Raw genomic sequence first — 14,226 nt, 5'->3', positions numbered from 1 at the left:
GCCGCGACGGTTCGCGGCCCGGGTCCGGACCCTGTCCGGGGCGGCCGGGCGGGCCGGGCGGGGCCTAGTCGCGCTCGGTCAGCTCGGCGGCGACGACCTCGGCGATCTGGGCCGTGTTCAGCGCCGCGCCCTTGCGCAGGTTGTCCCCGCACATGAACATGTCGAGCGCGAACGGGTCGTCGATCGAGCGTCGCACCCGGCCGACCCAGGTCGGGTCGGTGCCGACCACGTCGGCCGGCGTCGGGAACTCGCCGTTCTCCGGGTCGTCGCACAGCACGACGCCGGGGGCGCCGTCGAGGATCTCGTGCGCGCGGGCGACCGAGACCTCGTTCTCGAACACGGCGTGCACCGCGAGCGAGTGCGTGGTGATCACCGGGACGCGCACGCAGGTCGTGTGCACCTTCAGGTCCGGCAGTCCGAGGATCTTGCGGGACTCGTTGCGGACCTTGAGCTCCTCGGACGACCAGCCGTCGTCCTTGAGCGAGCCGGCCCACGGCACCACGTTGAGCGCCAGCGGGGCCGGGAACGGCCCGAAGTCGCCCACCGCGCGGCGCACGTCGCCGGGCTGGGTGCCCAGCGTCTGGCTGCCCGCGACCTTGCCGATCTGCTCGCGCAGCGCGTCGACGCCGGGCTGACCGGCGCCGGAGGCGGCCTGGTACGACGCGACGACGAGTTCCTTGAGCCCGAGTTCGGCGTGCAGCGCGCCCAGCGCGACGACCATGGTCAGCGTCGTGCAGTTGGGGTTGGCGATGATGCCGCGCGGACGCACCCGCGCCGCGGCGGCGTTGACCTCGGGCACCACGAGCGGGACCTCGGGGTCCATCCGGAACGCGCCGGAGTTGTCCACCGCGACCGCGCCCTTGCTCGCGGCGATCGGCGCCCAGTGCGCGGAGACCTCGTCGGGCACGTCGAACATCGCGACGTCCACGCCGTCGAAGCACTCCTCGCTCAGCGCGATGACCTCGACCTCCTCGCCGCGCACGACGAGCTTCTTGCCCGCGGAGCGCGCCGAGGCGATCAGCCGGATCTCGCCCCACACGTCCTGACGGGTGGAGAGCAGTTCGAGCATCACCGTGCCGACCGCGCCGGTGGCGCCGACCACGGCCAGGGTGGGCTTGTCCTTGCGGGTCATCGGCCGGTACCTCCGTAGACGACGGCTTCGCCGGACTGGTCGTCCAGGCCGAACGCGGTGTGCACGGCCTGTACGGCGGCCGGAACGCCGTCGGCGCGGCAGACCACCGAGATCCGGATCTCGGAGGTCGAGATCAGCTCGATGTTCACCCCCGCGCCGGTGAGGGATTCGAAGAACTTGGCGGTCACGCCGGGGTGCGAGCGCATGCCGGCGCCGACCAGCGAGATCTTGCCGATCTGGTCGTCGTAGCGCAGCGACTCGAAGCCGATCTCGGCCTGGGCCTTGGTCAGCGCGGTCATCGCGCTCTGCCCGTCGGACATCGGCAGCGTGAAGGAGATGTCGGTACGGCCCGTGGAGGCCGCGGAGACGTTCTGCACGATCATGTCGATGTTGATCTCGTTGTCCGCCACCAGGCGGAAGATCTTGGCCGCCTCGCCCGGCTTGTCCGGGACCCCGACCACCGTGATCTTCGCTTCGCTGGTGTCGTGGGCGACCCCGGAGATGATCGCGTGCTCCATGTCGTCCCCTTCGGGTTCATCCGTCACCCAAGTGCCGACGAGTCCCGAGAAGGACGACCGCACGTGCACGGGCATGTCGTAGCGGCGGGCGTACTCCACGCACCGCAGGTGCAGCACCTTGGATCCGCTCGCGGCCAGCTCCAGCATCTCCTGGTAGCTGATCCGGGAGATCTTCCGGGCCTTCTTCACCACACGGGGGTCGGCGGTGAAGATGCCGTCCACGTCCGTGTAGATCTCGCAGACCTCGGCGCTGAGCGCGGCGGCCAGCGCGACGGCGGTGGTGTCCGAGCCGCCGCGGCCGAGCGTGGTGATGTCCTTCGTGTCCTGGGACACACCCTGGAAACCGGCCACGATCGCGATCGCGCCCTCGTCGAGCGCGGAGCGGATCCGACCCGGCGTCACATCGATGATGCGCGCTTTGTTGTGGACCGCGTCGGTGATCACACCGGCTTGGCTGCCGGTGAACGACCGTGCGTCGACGCCCAGGTTTTTGATCGCCATCGCCAACAGCGCCATCGACATCCGCTCACCCGCGGTGAGCAGCATGTCGAGCTCGCGCCCGGAAGGGATGGGGCTCACCTGCTGCGCCAGATCGATCAGCTCGTCCGTCGTGTCGCCCATCGCGGACACCACCACGACCACTTCGTGGCCCTGCTTCTTGGTGTCGACGATTCGCTTGGCCACGCGCTTGATGCCTTCGGCATCGGCGACGGAGGAGCCGCCGTACTTCTGCACGACAAGGCCCACGTGCGCTCCTCGCTTGATATCTGTGCGGTCGGCACAGTCTAACTAGGCCGTACAGTGGTCAAAGCTTTATTCACATTGTGAGACGTACATATCACTAAGCGGGCAGTCGGAACCGAACGCCCATGTCGGCGCCGGGGCCGCCCGCACCCCGCTCGCCTTTCGCCCGAATTCCGGTGATTCCCGAATCCCGGTGGGTTCGGGCGACGACTCAGGTGTGCGGACCGCCCAGGACCACGGCCTCGTCGAGCTGCTCGGCGAGCTCGTCGACCAACTCGTCGGCCAGTGCCTGGCCGGCCGGGTCCAGACTCTCCATGATCGGATCGTCCAGGCGGGCGTGCGACACCACCGACTGCAGCGCGCGCAGCACGGCGCTGGCGGTCGCGCCCCAGTTGGACAGGTACGAGAACTGCCACCACCACAGCGCCTCGCGGCTGCGTCCGGCCCGATGGTGGGCCAGCCCGTGCGCGAGGTCGGCGACCACGTCGGCGACGTCGTCCGACAGGCGCGCGGCGACCGGCTTGGACTTGGGCACGTACGGGTCGAAGACCTCGTAGTAGACGTCGATCGGCTCCAGCAGCCGGGACAGCGCCGAACGCAGCGCGTCGACATCCGGATCGGGGCCCGAGTCGGGCTCGAAGCGGTCGTCGGGCACGATGTCGGCGATCGCGCCGAGCCGGCCGCCCGCGAGCATCAACTGCGAGACCTCCAGGAGCAGCATCGACACCGCCTGCTCCGGCTCCTCGCCCTTGGCCACCTCGGTGACGGCCAGGACGAAGCTGTCGATCTGGTCGGCGATCTCTCCGGTGAATTCGTTCAGGTCGTCAGACATCGAGCAGTCGTCTCCCCTCGAAGGCACGCCCGAGCGTGACCTCGTCGGCGTACTCCAGGTCGCCCCCCACCGGCAGCCCGCTGGCCAACCGGGTCACTCGCAGACCCATCGGCTTGCACAGGCGAGCCAGATACGTCGCGGTCGCCTCTCCTTCCAGGTTCGGGTCGGTGGCCAGGATCAACTCGGTCACCGCACCGTCCGCGAGCCGGGTCATCAGTTCACGGATCCGCAGATCGTCGGGTCCCACGCCCTCGATCGGGCTGATCGCGCCACCGAGCACGTGGTAGCGGCCTCGGAACTCGCGGGTCTTCTCGATCGCCACGACATCCTTGGACTCCTCGACCACGCAGATCACCGCGACGTCGCGTCGCGGATCGAGGCAGATGCGGCACTGCTCCGATTCCGCCACGTTGCCGCATGTGGCGCAGAAGCGCACCTTGTCCTTGACCTCGGTGAGCGCGTGCACGAGGCGCCGGACGTCGGCCGGGTCGGCCGCCAGGAGGTGGAAGGCGATGCGTTGCGCGCTCTTCGGCCCTACACCGGGCAGTCGGCCCAGCTCGTCGATGAGGTCCTGTACGACGCCTTCGTACACCTACCGTCTCCCTGCTCGCTCTGGTTCTTCGTGGGCTTGTTGGTGGGGTTGGTCGGTGGGGTTGTGGATCGGTTGGTCGGTGGGGTTGGGGGTGGGGCTTCGGCTTTGGCGGTTGGGCTTTGGCTTTGGGCTTCGGCTTCGGCTTGGGCTTTGGGCTTCGGCTTGGGCTTGGGCTTCGGCCTTGTCGGTGGCTTCTCGGTGGGCTCGGCTTTCGGTCGTGTGGACCCGGCTCACATGCCGGGCAACCCCAGTGGGCCGCCACCGCCCATGCCTTGGGCCAGCGGGCCCATCAACCGGGACTGCATCTCCAGGGCCGCGCGGTTGGCGTCGCGCACCGCGGCGACGATGAGGTCGCCGAGGGTCTCCGTGTCCTCAGGATCCACCGCGGACGGCGAGATCTCCAGAGCCAGCAGTTCGCCGGCACCGGAGACGGTCGCGGTCACCAGGCCGCCGCCGGCGCTCCCGGTCACCTGGGTGCGGGCGAGTTCGTCCTGCGCCGCCATGAGGTCCTGCTGCATCTTCTGCGCCTGCTGCAGCAACTGCTGCATGTCGGGCTGGCCACCACCGGGAAACACCTGGACACCCTTCGTCACTCGGACGCGGCTTCGCACCGCCTCGGGCCGGCCCTGCTCGACGGCCGTCCTGCCGTCGAGCCTACGGCTCCGGGCGGGGCCGATGCGCGGCGGCGGCACGCATCGGCGGGTCCGGTGGTGGGTGGATCAGGTGGTGGGCGACTCGTCGATGATCGTGGCGCCCAGCTCGCGGGCGAGCAGTTCGTGGGTGGACAGGCCGCCGTCGTCCGCGAGGTCCTCGTCGTCGTAGCGGCCGATGTCCTCGGGGATGTCGTAGTCCGGCTCGGGCGGCGGCGGAGGCGGTGCCTGCTGCGGTTGCGGACGGGCGGGCGGCGCTGCCTGCGGCGGGGCGCCGGCGGCGGGGCGGGGTTGCGCGGGAGCCGGCGGGGGCGCGGCGGCGGGGGTCGTCGGAGCGCCGGGCCACGCGCCGGGGGGCGGGGCGGCGGCGGGTGCGGGGGGCGTGCCGGGTCGGCTGCCCGCCTGGGGCGTCGCGGTCGGGACCGGGGCCGGCGGGGCGGGGCGGCGGGCGGGCGCTGCGGCGCCCTCGCCGGCGACGACGCAATCGATCCGCCAGTCGAAGCCGAACGCGTCCAGGACGGCCTGGCGCACGATCTCGTCCCGACCGCTGCTGCGGAAGCCCTCGCGGGCGCCGGCCTGCTCGAACGCGAGGGTCAGCGTGGTGCCGTCGAATCCGGCCACGGTCACGGTCTGGAGCATCATCCAGGCCACCCGGTTGCGGCCGCGGACGGCGTCCAGGACCTGCGGCCACATCTCGTGCACGCGGGTGAGGTCGCCGGTGCCTTGAGCGGGGGCGGCGGCGGGCGGGGGTGGTGCCTGGGTGTGCTGCTGTTGAGCCTGCCGGCCTGGTTGGGCCTGCTGGGCTTGATGTTGCGGTGCGGCGGAGGGGGGCGGGCCGGAGCCGGCGGTGCGGGCCTGGGGCCAGGCACCGGAGGCGGGCGCGGGGGGCGACTGGGTCTGGGGCTGTTGGGGCTGCTGGTGTTGCTGTGGCTGCGGTGCCGTGGGAGGCGGTACGGGAGCCTGGGTCGGCACCGGGGCCTGGGTCGGGGCGGCCTGATGCGGCCGGGTAGCCGCGGGGGCCGGCGCGTCGGCGCGGGCCTGATGGGCCTGGTCCGGGGCGGCGGGCCCGGCGGGGAGGCCGCCGACGGACACCCGGCGCTCCAGCCGTTCCAGCCGAGTCTGCAGACCCTGCTCACCGGCGTCGACGGCGGGCAGCAGTACCCGCGCGCAGATCAGCTCCAACTGGAGCCGGGGCGCGGTGGCACCGCGCATCTCGGTGAGGCCGGTGTTGACGATGTCCGCGGCGCGGGTGAGCCCGGCCCGGCCGAACTCGGCGGCGTGCCGGACCATGCGCTCCAACTGATCGGCCGGCACGTCGATCAGACCCTTGTCGGCCGCGTCCGGCACGGCGGCCAGGATCACCAAGTCGCGCAACCGCTCCAACAGGTCGGCCACGAACCGACGCGGGTCGTAGCCCCCCTCGATCACCCGGTCGACCAATTCGAAGGCGGCCGCGCCGTCCTGCGCGACGAACGCCTCGACCACGTCGTCCAGCAGCGACCGGTCGGTGAACCCGAGCAGCGAGGTGGCCATCGCATAGGTGACACCGTCGTCGGTGGCGCCCGCGAGCAACTGGTCCATCACCGACATGGAGTCCCGTACCGACCCGGCTCCGGCCCGTACGACCAGCGGCAGCACGGCCGGTTCGACCTTGATGCCCTCGGTCTCGCACACCGACGCGAGGTGGTCGCGCAGCACGCCGGGCGGCACCAGCCGGAACGGGTAGTGGTGCGTGCGGGACCGGATGGTCCCGATCACCTTCTCCGGCTCGGTCGTCGCGAAGATGAACTTCAGGTGCTCCGGCGGCTCCTCGACCACCTTGAGCAACGCGTTGAAGCCCGCCGACGTGACCATGTGGGCCTCGTCGATGATGTAGATCTTGTAGCGCGAACTCACCGGCGAGAAGTGCGCCTTCTCCCGCAGATCGCGCGCGTCGTCCACACCACCGTGCGACGCGGCGTCGATCTCGATCACGTCGATGCTGCCGGGCCCGCCGAGACCGAGGTCCCGACACGACTGGCACTCACCGCAGGGCGTGGGCGTGGGCCCCTGCTCACAGTTGAGACATCGGGCGAGAATGCGCGCGCTGGTGGTCTTGCCACACCCCCGCGGCCCACTGAACAGGTAGGCGTGATTGACGCGGTTGTTCCGCAGGGCCTGCATGAGGGGTTCCGTCACGTGCTCCTGCCCGATGACCTCTGCGTAGGTCTCGGGGCGGTAGCGACGGTAGAGGGCGAGCGACACGCCCCCGACGATAGCCGGGCCGAACGACAGACGCGGACCCTCATCACCCACCGGTGCCCGATCACCGACCGCGGTCGGGTACTGTAGGCGCCGGACCCCCCGTGCGGCGGCATCCTCCTGAACCTCCCCAGGGCCGGAAGGCAGCAAGGATAGGGAGGCTCTGCCGGGTGCACGGGGGGTTCACAGTTTCCCCCACCCTCCTGGCCCCACCCCTCCGCCCCCTTCGAATAGGGGTGCGCGAGCACCCGCCGACCTCCTGTAAGCTTCCGCACGGAGGATTCGCCTAGTGGCCTAGGGCGCACGCTTGGAAAGCGTGTTGGGTTCACACCCTCACGAGTTCGAATCTCGTATCCTCCGCCAGCCCTAACAGGCAAGATATTCAGCCCCGACCTCTCGCCAGGTCGGGGCTGATTTCATGTGGTCTCAGTTCTGGGATGTCCGGGCCGACATCTCGTCGGAGGTACGGGCCGGCGTCGGTGATGTAGGCGATCGACTCCAGTGGGATGTCGCCTACGAGGCGCTTCCGGCGTTCCTACGGATCCGGGTATGGTCCGCGGCGTTGGCGAGCACGTAGCGCTCGTCGTCCCGTCCACCACCATGGAAGCCTCGCCAACCGATCTGGCCGTTCGCGTCGCTCACTGCACGAGGCCGACAGACTCCGAACAGTCCAGGCACCGCCTGAGCGCCGAGATCCCGAGGCGGCCGCCGTTGGCGGCAACCGGGTTGTGCTCACCGATCCGCGTCCATGTGCCTTTGGGCGGATCAACAATCCACCCCCATCGAGAGCCGTCCACCAGCACGTCCGACTCGGTCATGTGTGCGCAGGCGCCCGGGTAATGCGCCACTCGTGACGGAGAGATCAGGATCGTGCGTTTGGAAAGCTGCGTCCACGACACCCGAACCATCGGAGCACCCTCCCCCCGACGCGCGGTCCCGAGGTCGTGGCCGACGCACCCAGCGCCGATGATCAACTCACAATGAGCACAATGAACTTCTCGCACGAGCCCAACGTAGTGGATGGCACACGCATAGTGTTTGCCGCGCAGCATCCCTTGGCGCACTCGCACCCCCACCGCCTGCCCGGTCGGCTCGCACCCTTCGCCGAACAAACGCCGACCCGTGCTGCGGTCCGGGGCCGGGCCCTCGTCGTGACATTGAGCAGACGGCCCTCCGAGGTCGGCACTCGCCGTGAGAACGCCCGCAAGGATCAGGGGCCCAGCCAACGCCTGGCCTGCGACGGGGATAACTCTGCGCCTTCGCCGCCGGCGCCCCTTCTCGGCAGTGGGGAGAGGGGCGGCCATGACAGACACCAACGCAGATACACCCCCAGTCGGTCACCCCATCCAATCCGAGGCTTTGACTTCGGAATATATTCCGAAGTAGCATGGATCTATGTCCACTCTTACCGTGGCGTTCTCCGACCTGTCGAAGAACTCGAAGCGAGTCGCCGAGACCGTCGAACAGGCCCAACGTGTCCACGTCACACGTCGTGACGGCGAGGATCTCTATCTGACCACTGAGCGTCATGATCGCCAACGGGAAGAAACCGCGGATGTCACCTCCCGACTGTTTGCCGCGCTGATCGGTAGCGATGAGGGTGCCCGAGCAGTACTCCTCGCCCTGCCGACGGTTTTCCCGTGGATTCGACACCTGTCCGCGGATGAGGTCCGCGAGTTCGTCGTGGACCTCGTGGACGCCACGCGCGACGTCGCGGAACTGGATGTGCACTCGACCCTGCATCGCGTCATCGTCGAGTGGCGCGCGACCGCCAGGATCCTGGCCGATCCTGAGTTGGCCGCCCTGCTCGCCGAGCCGTTGCAGGATAAGGATCACGGTGAGGTACTCGCGCCTTGAGTCCGAAACGCGGTGACGATGTCCCGCCGCCACCCCTCGGTGACGAGTGGAGACTGCGCTTCGCCACCACCGAGGCCGCCAAGGGCTGGGGTGATCTCTGCGCCGAGGCTGCGGCCAATGCCCGTCGCTGCTTCGAGTCCCTCCGCACCGACCCACTGTCCACCCGCGACCCGGACCGACAGCACCGCCTGCGCGGTCGTCTCGCCGCCCGGGTCCTGGGCGGCCGGGAGCTACCCCAGTGGGAATTCGAAGTGACCGCCGGTGGCCGTGTGCGCTATCTCGTGGATGAGGTCGGACGTACCGTCCACCTCGTGTACGCCTCCACCCGGCATCCGAAGGACACTGACACCTGACACCTGTGCGTCGGCCGGTCTCAGTTCTGGTCTCATTCACCTTCGTTCACCGGAGTCCGGGCGCCGAGAGAGCCGGAGATTCGCGGCAGGTCAGGACGCTGACCAGTCGCCCCGAACCCTCGGGCGGCGACTTGGAAAGCGTGTTGGGTTCACCCCCTCACGAGTTCGAATCTCGTATCCTCCGCACTTGATCCAAGGTCCGGACCGCATCGAGCGGACCGGGCCTTGGTCGTTCCCGGCTGCGGGCGCCGTGTCAGAGGCACGGGGCAGAATCACGAGGGCAACAACCGTCCCGAGCCCGGACGAGGCGGACGGGGGAACATCCGGGGAGACAGCATGCCGAAGATCCCAAAGGGCCGGCGCGTGGGCCAGGCCGCCGTGAACGCGGTGCGCGCGCTCCTTGAGGAGCACGATCACGTCGTCCAGGAGATCTCCGGGCAGAACGACTTCGGCGAGGACCTCTACGTCACCTTCGTCGAGGACGAGCACGTGACGAGCGACGTGATCAGGGTGCAGGTCAAGGGTGGGGAGAAGTGGCGCCGGGCCAACGGCTACGCGGTACCCATCGGCCACCACGGCAGTACCTGGGCGGACGGGAACATCCCCGTCTACTGCGTGGTGTACGACCCGGACGGCAAGCAACTTTTCTGGGCGAACGCAACACAGCAGCTCCGGCGGTCCGGCCCGTTCAACCACCCGAAGGTCATCGGGGTCAGCCCCAACGCGGTGCTGACCGACTCGACGATGGAGTCGTTTGTCGCTCAAGCCCGTCGCTACGTCGGGCGCTACCGGGGCAGGCAGGCCGTTCTCACTCACCTGGGAGAGATGTCCGGGGTCGAATTCGACTCGACGGACCACGTCCTGCACTTCGTCAACGGTGACGACGAGGACCTCATCTTCTGGAGGCACCCCGGCGCCGATGTCGCCACCCTGCTGCACAGCGCGCTCGGCTGGGAGCCGTATCTCGTCAGTCTGGTATCCCTGATGCGCTCCGAGATGCCGCCTCCAAACCTCGGGACGGACGACGAGACCGTGGATCGTCTCTGGCACGACCCCGAGCTGTCGACTGCCGAGGATCTGGAGCTGAGTCAGCCGGAGATCATGTGGGTGGCCTCCTGTTTCATGTCCACCCGGCAGGCGGACGAAAAGGATCTCTACGACTTGGACGAATGCGACGGGTGCCCGGAGTGCACGGGCGAGGAGCCCGTCGAGCACGGGAAGATCGCGGCGGACGTACTCCACGAGTACATCATCGACCGTGTCCTCGCCCGGATCGAAGCCGAGCCGGACCTCCTTCGCCGCTCCATATCGGCCATGCGCGAGAACGGCCGGATCGACCCGGAGATCGTGGCGGAACTCGGTCCCCTCGAAGCCGATCCACATATCGTCCGGCAGGTGATGAAGCTGAGCCGCGCCACCGTGGGAGGCCTCGAACCGGAGGCGTTCCGGCTGGCGGTGCTCTACCTGATCCACCGCATCTACGTCGGCGGCCCCTCGCTGCCCCTCGACCGACAGGTCCGAATCGACTGGCGCATTCCCGAGCCCGGGCCGGAAGCCCTCGCCGCGGGTCGACGGCCGGCTCCACGGAGAACACATCCGTCCCCAGGCCCCACAACGGGTATCTCCTCGCTCAGGTGATGGGCCCTACGCCGTGACGCACCCTTCCCGGCTCACCAGGAGCCGACAAGCATGCCACTCCTGTGGATCCCGAATCCGGACGACGCTCCTGCACTGACTGGGCACCGACCAGTGGGACCCCGCGCACCGGCCGGCCAACTTGTCGGTCTTGCCGAAGCGCTCGACTCGGCAGAACGGCTGGGCACCAAGCGCGAGGTCCTCGCGGGTTCGGCCCAGAACCGGGAAATGGAGAAAGTCCTGCGCGGACGGCCGGACGCCTTCGGTGCCGGTCTCCCGTACTGGACGGCACCGGAGCTGGTCTCAATCCTGGTCTCGTTCACCCTCGTTCGGCCGGGTTCGGTCGTCGTCCAAGAATTCGCTCCACCGCAGGTCAGGACGGGCGTGAACGCCGGCGGACGGGGCTCGGGAGATTGGAAAGCGTGTTGGGTTCACCCCCTCACGAGTTCGAATCTCGTATCCTCCGCACCTGCCGGTAAGGGCACATGTGAGGCCCCGATCGCACTGCGGTCGGGGCCTTCGTCGTTCCGCCCGGCGCCGCGCGACTCGTTCGATATGCGTCCTCCGGCCGGCCTTCCGGAGTCGGGCGACCCGTCACGGCCCCGGATTGCGCGGACCCCCTGGTCTGTCCGGGGCGGTCCGGGCGGGCCCGAGACCCGATCCGTGTCCAGGTGTCGGCCGAGACTCGATGGTGGCCTGTGGGCGCCGACGGTAAACCCGGAGTGCGGCGGCGTGGGACGTGCCGGCGGGGCCCGGTTGTTCGAACGCTGTCCGGGGTGTCGTCACACGGATGGTCGTCGGCGGGCGCGGCGGCGGGGTGTCTCGGGAACACTTGGCTCAGATGGGGCGTGATCTCGGGTCTAGTTCAGTGGGAGAGCGGATCATGCGGACGAACGTGGTGCTCCGCAGCGTAGGCGTCGTGGTGGGTCTGGTCCTGATCGCCTGCGCGTTCGTGCTCGCGTACGTCATCACGCCGAACTATGTGGTCCGGCTGCCCGACGACACCGATGCCAAGCGCTCCTATACCGGTGCCTTCAGGACCCTGCTCGACGCCCAGGAGGTGGCGAAGGGCAACCTTGCGACGGCCGTCAAGCGGAACGTCCCCCTCGCCGTCGAACGGACCGTGAAGGTCGAGGAGACCTCGGGCGACACGGCCCTGGTCAGCGACAGCCGGACGACGACCGCCGCGGGCAACCCGGTCGAAAAGACGGACTGGAAGTACGCCGTCAACCGCAAGACACTCGAGCCGTCCGGCAGCCATCCGTCGGGCTGGACGGTGGTCGACGCCCAGGGCCTGACGGTCAGTTGGCCGCTCGGCGCGAAGAAGAAGACGTACACCGGCTGGCGGCCGGAGACCGGGACCACGACGCCGCTGACGTACGCACGTACGGAGAACAGGTCGAGCCTGAGTACATACGTGTACGAAGCGAACCTGCCGCCCACCCGGATCACCGACTCCCAGGTGCTCGCCGGTCTGCCGCCGGCCGTCCCGCGGACGACCCTGGCGCTGGTCGCCCAACTCGGTACTCTCTCGGCCCCGGCCAAGGAGCAACTCGCCGCAGTGCTGCCAACGTTGAGCGACCCGGTGCCGCTCTCCTACACGCTGGCGAGCGCCGACACGTTCTGGATCGAACCCGAGACCGGCATTGTGATCGATACGCGGCGGTCCCAGCAGCGCGTGGCCGGGGTCATCGCCCCGAGCAACGGCGCCTTCCTCCCGCTGCTGCCGGTCTCCGACGTCTTCTACCAGCAAACCCCCGAGTCCGTGAAGGACGCCGCGGACGACGCCGATGACGGCCACGACGCCATCATGCTCGTCGGTACCATCCTGCCCATCGTGGTGGGCGTGGTCGGAGCGCTACTGGTGGCCGCGGCTCTGCTCATCCGACGTCGTCGCCCCCGCCGCACCCCCGCACCCGATCCGGGCGCCTGACACGCGCCCGGGCGGTGGGCCGGCACCAGGCCGATCGTGTGTCGTCCGGCAGGCCGACCGCCGACCGCCGACACACGACCGCCGACACACGACCGGCGACACACGATCGGCGACCGCCGGAGCCTCGCCGATCGGGTCGCGGTCTCGCTCGACGGCGGGGCGGGCTCCCCCTCCGGCGAGGTGCCCCGCCACAATCGCGCGGCCGCGCGTGGCTCGCATCACGGTACGGCCGCGTTCGCCCGGAACATGACGGGGTCGGTCAGGCGAGTGTGGCCAACCGGGTGCGGGCGTATCGGCCGGGTGGGCTGCCGTATTCCTTGGCGAAGGCGAGGACGAAGGCGGAGACGCTGGAGTAGCCGACTCGGCGGGCCACCACGGAGACCGGTTCGACGCCGAGGCGGAGCAGCGTGCCGCGTCGGGTGAAGGACATGCCGAACTCGCGTACGAAGTCCCGCTGGAGGGTCTTGGGGCTGATGTGCAGGCGTGCCGCCCACTCGTCGAGGCGCGTCGGGTCCGCGGGGTCGTGGGACATCGCGCGGGCGACGGCCCGGGCGAAGCCCTTGTGACGTCGGGCGTACGCCTGCGGCAACACCGCCTGCCGGCCGTCGTGGCCGGAGCCGGCTGTACGGCCACGGTCACCGCGGTCACCGGACCGATCGCGTTCGTCGCGCTCGCCGCTCCGCACCTGGGCCGTGCGGCCACCCGATCCCCGGGCATCCACTTCGTCCCCGCCGCGCTCACCGGCTCCGTACTGCTCCTGAGCGCCGACCTGGTCGCCCAGAGCCTGCTCGCGCCGGTGACGCTGCCGGTCGGCGTGGTGACCACGGCCATCGGCGGCGCGTATCTCCTGCTGTTGCTCCTCAAGGAAGTCGAGCGACCGTGACCGCACGCCTCACCGCGCAGGACATCACCCTCACGTACGGCGACCGCACGGTCTCCGCAGGCCTCAGCCTCGACATACCCGACGGTGCCTTCACCGCGATCATCGGCGCCAACGCCTCGGGGAAGTCGACGCTACTGCGGGCGTTCGTCCGCCTGTTGCGGCCGTCCGCCGGGACGGTCCTGCTCGACGGACGCGACGTCCACGACTACCGCCCCAAGGACATCGCGCGGGAAATCGCTTTTCTGCCGCAGGATCTGGCCGCGCCGGAAAACATCATGGTGCGTCAACTCGTGGACCGCAGACGCTTCCCGCAGCGCTCGCTGCTCTCGGTGCGCACCGCGGTCGACACACGTGCGGTCGACGAGGCGATGGCCGCCGCCGGCGTGGGCGACCTCGCGGACCGGCAGGTCGCCCGGCTCTCCGGTGGACAGCGCCAACGGGTCCGGGTCGCCATGGTGCTCGCGCAACAGACGCCCTACGTACTCCTGGACGAGCCGACGACCTTCCTCGATCCGGCCCACCAGTACCAGTTGCTCCGCCTGCTGGCCGCGCTCCGCGACGACGGCCGAACCATCGTCGCGGTGCTCCACGACATCAACCAGGCCTGCCGGTTCGCGGATCACATCGTGGCGATGAAGGACGGCCGGGTCCGCGCCGAGGGGTCCCCCGACTACATCGTGGACGCCGCCCTGATGGAGGACGTGTTCGGCCTGCCCAGCCTGGTCGTGCCGGATCCCGTGACGGGGACGCCTCTGGTGGTGCCGACGGGTTGACGTACGGCTCGGCGAACGGCTCGGCGTACGGATCGACCTACGGATTGACGTACGCCTCGACGTATCGCGCGGTGGGCCGGGGT

13 protein-coding genes, 1 tRNA gene and 1 other RNA gene are annotated in these 14,226 nt (G+C 69.5%); 8 read left to right on the top strand and 7 right to left on the bottom strand.

The window, feature by feature from the left end; all coding sequences use genetic code 11:
• Positions 1–64: 64 nt before the first annotated feature.
• The 6 genes from ACWCPW_RS05360 to ACWCPW_RS05335 form a co-directional block, all read right to left on the bottom strand.
• Entirely contained in the window at positions 65–1,132 is a 1,068-nt protein-coding gene (locus ACWCPW_RS05360) for an aspartate-semialdehyde dehydrogenase (RefSeq protein ID WP_449760250.1), read from the bottom strand.
• Positions 1,129–2,397: an aspartate kinase gene (locus ACWCPW_RS05355; protein ID WP_355530902.1), complete on the bottom strand. Its 1,269-nt coding sequence runs from the start codon at positions 2,395–2,397 to the stop codon at positions 1,129–1,131. Before ACWCPW_RS05355 ends, ACWCPW_RS05360 begins: the two co-directional genes overlap by 4 nt.
• Before the next feature lie 208 nt (positions 2,398–2,605).
• Positions 2,606–3,226: a DUF5063 domain-containing protein gene (locus tag ACWCPW_RS05350; RefSeq protein WP_395866598.1), complete on the bottom strand. Its 621-nt coding sequence runs from the start codon at positions 3,224–3,226 to the stop codon at positions 2,606–2,608.
• Positions 3,219–3,818 (bottom strand): recombination mediator RecR, encoded by a 600-nt coding sequence (gene recR / locus ACWCPW_RS05345; RefSeq protein ID WP_449760249.1) that lies wholly within the window; start codon positions 3,816–3,818, stop codon positions 3,219–3,221. Before recR ends, ACWCPW_RS05350 begins: the two co-directional genes overlap by 8 nt.
• A gap of 230 nt (positions 3,819–4,048) precedes the next feature.
• Positions 4,049–4,393 carry a YbaB/EbfC family nucleoid-associated protein gene (locus tag ACWCPW_RS05340; protein WP_395866596.1) on the bottom strand — a complete coding sequence of 115 codons (345 nt, stop codon included), beginning with the start codon at positions 4,391–4,393 and terminating at the stop codon, positions 4,049–4,051.
• Positions 4,394–4,537: 144 nt separating this feature from the next.
• Positions 4,538–6,712 (bottom strand): DNA polymerase III subunit gamma and tau, encoded by a 2,175-nt coding sequence (locus tag ACWCPW_RS05335; protein ID WP_449760248.1) that lies wholly within the window; start codon positions 6,710–6,712, stop codon positions 4,538–4,540.
• A gap of 89 nt (positions 6,713–6,801) precedes the next feature.
• Between ACWCPW_RS05335 and ffs the strand changes: the two genes are divergently transcribed.
• The 6 genes from ffs to ACWCPW_RS05305 all read left to right on the top strand — a co-directional run bounded on the left by ffs (position 6,802) and on the right by ACWCPW_RS05305 (position 12,487).
• An RNA gene (gene ffs / locus ACWCPW_RS05330) (signal recognition particle sRNA small type) lies at positions 6,802–6,900 on the top strand.
• An 84-nt stretch (positions 6,901–6,984) separates the two neighbouring features.
• Positions 6,985–7,072, top strand: a tRNA-Ser gene (locus tag ACWCPW_RS05325).
• Between the two features lie 1,032 nt (positions 7,073–8,104).
• Entirely contained in the window at positions 8,105–8,566 is a 462-nt protein-coding gene (locus ACWCPW_RS05320; protein ID WP_449760247.1) for a prevent-host-death family protein, read from the top strand.
• Positions 8,563–8,919 carry a hypothetical protein gene (locus ACWCPW_RS05315; protein WP_449760246.1) on the top strand — a complete coding sequence of 119 codons (357 nt, stop codon included), beginning with the start codon at positions 8,563–8,565 and terminating at the stop codon, positions 8,917–8,919. Before ACWCPW_RS05320 ends, ACWCPW_RS05315 begins: the two co-directional genes overlap by 4 nt.
• A 225-nt stretch (positions 8,920–9,144) precedes the next feature.
• The gene (locus ACWCPW_RS05310; protein WP_449760245.1) at positions 9,145–10,557 is read left to right on the top strand and encodes a DUF4365 domain-containing protein; all 1,413 of its coding nucleotides are present in this window, start codon (positions 9,145–9,147) and stop codon (positions 10,555–10,557) included.
• An 880-nt stretch (positions 10,558–11,437) separates the two neighbouring features.
• Positions 11,438–12,487, top strand: coding sequence for a porin PorA family protein (locus ACWCPW_RS05305; RefSeq protein WP_449760244.1), 1,050 nt, complete (start codon positions 11,438–11,440; stop codon positions 12,485–12,487).
• A gap of 259 nt (positions 12,488–12,746) precedes the next feature.
• On the opposite strand, the gene ACWCPW_RS05300 is transcribed toward ACWCPW_RS05305, so the two are convergent.
• Complete coding sequence (locus ACWCPW_RS05300; protein WP_449760243.1) at positions 12,747–13,019, bottom strand: helix-turn-helix domain-containing protein; 273 nt, start codon at positions 13,017–13,019, stop codon at positions 12,747–12,749.
• A 30-nt stretch (positions 13,020–13,049) separates the two neighbouring features.
• Between ACWCPW_RS05300 and ACWCPW_RS05295 the strand changes: the two genes are divergently transcribed.
• The gene (locus ACWCPW_RS05295) at positions 13,050–13,370 is read left to right on the top strand and encodes an iron chelate uptake ABC transporter family permease subunit (protein ID WP_449760242.1); all 321 of its coding nucleotides are present in this window, start codon (positions 13,050–13,052) and stop codon (positions 13,368–13,370) included.
• Positions 13,367–14,143 (top strand): ABC transporter ATP-binding protein, encoded by a 777-nt coding sequence (locus ACWCPW_RS05290; RefSeq protein WP_449760241.1) that lies wholly within the window; start codon positions 13,367–13,369, stop codon positions 14,141–14,143. Before ACWCPW_RS05295 ends, ACWCPW_RS05290 begins: the two co-directional genes overlap by 4 nt.
• The last annotated feature ends 83 nt before the right edge of the window (positions 14,144–14,226 follow it).

The sequence above is a fragment of the Embleya sp. NPDC001921 genome, from assembly GCF_053594475.1.
This window is presented reverse-complemented; position numbering and strand designations above follow the sequence as displayed.

Excerpts from the sequence above, each read along its gene's own strand:
- ACWCPW_RS05360 (WP_449760250.1), bottom strand. The coding sequence starts at position 1,132 with ATGACCCGCAAGGACAAGCCCACCCTGGCCGTGGTCGGCGCCACCGGC.
- ACWCPW_RS05300 (WP_449760243.1), bottom strand. The coding sequence starts at position 13,019 with ATGTCCCACGACCCCGCGGACCCGACGCGCCTCGACGAGTGGGCGGCA.
- ACWCPW_RS05305 (WP_449760244.1), top strand. The coding sequence starts at position 11,438 with ATGCGGACGAACGTGGTGCTCCGCAGCGTAGGCGTCGTGGTGGGTCTG.
- ACWCPW_RS05350 (WP_395866598.1), bottom strand. The coding sequence starts at position 3,226 with ATGTCTGACGACCTGAACGAATTCACCGGAGAGATCGCCGACCAGATC.
- ACWCPW_RS05320 (WP_449760247.1), top strand. The coding sequence starts at position 8,105 with ATGTCCACTCTTACCGTGGCGTTCTCCGACCTGTCGAAGAACTCGAAG.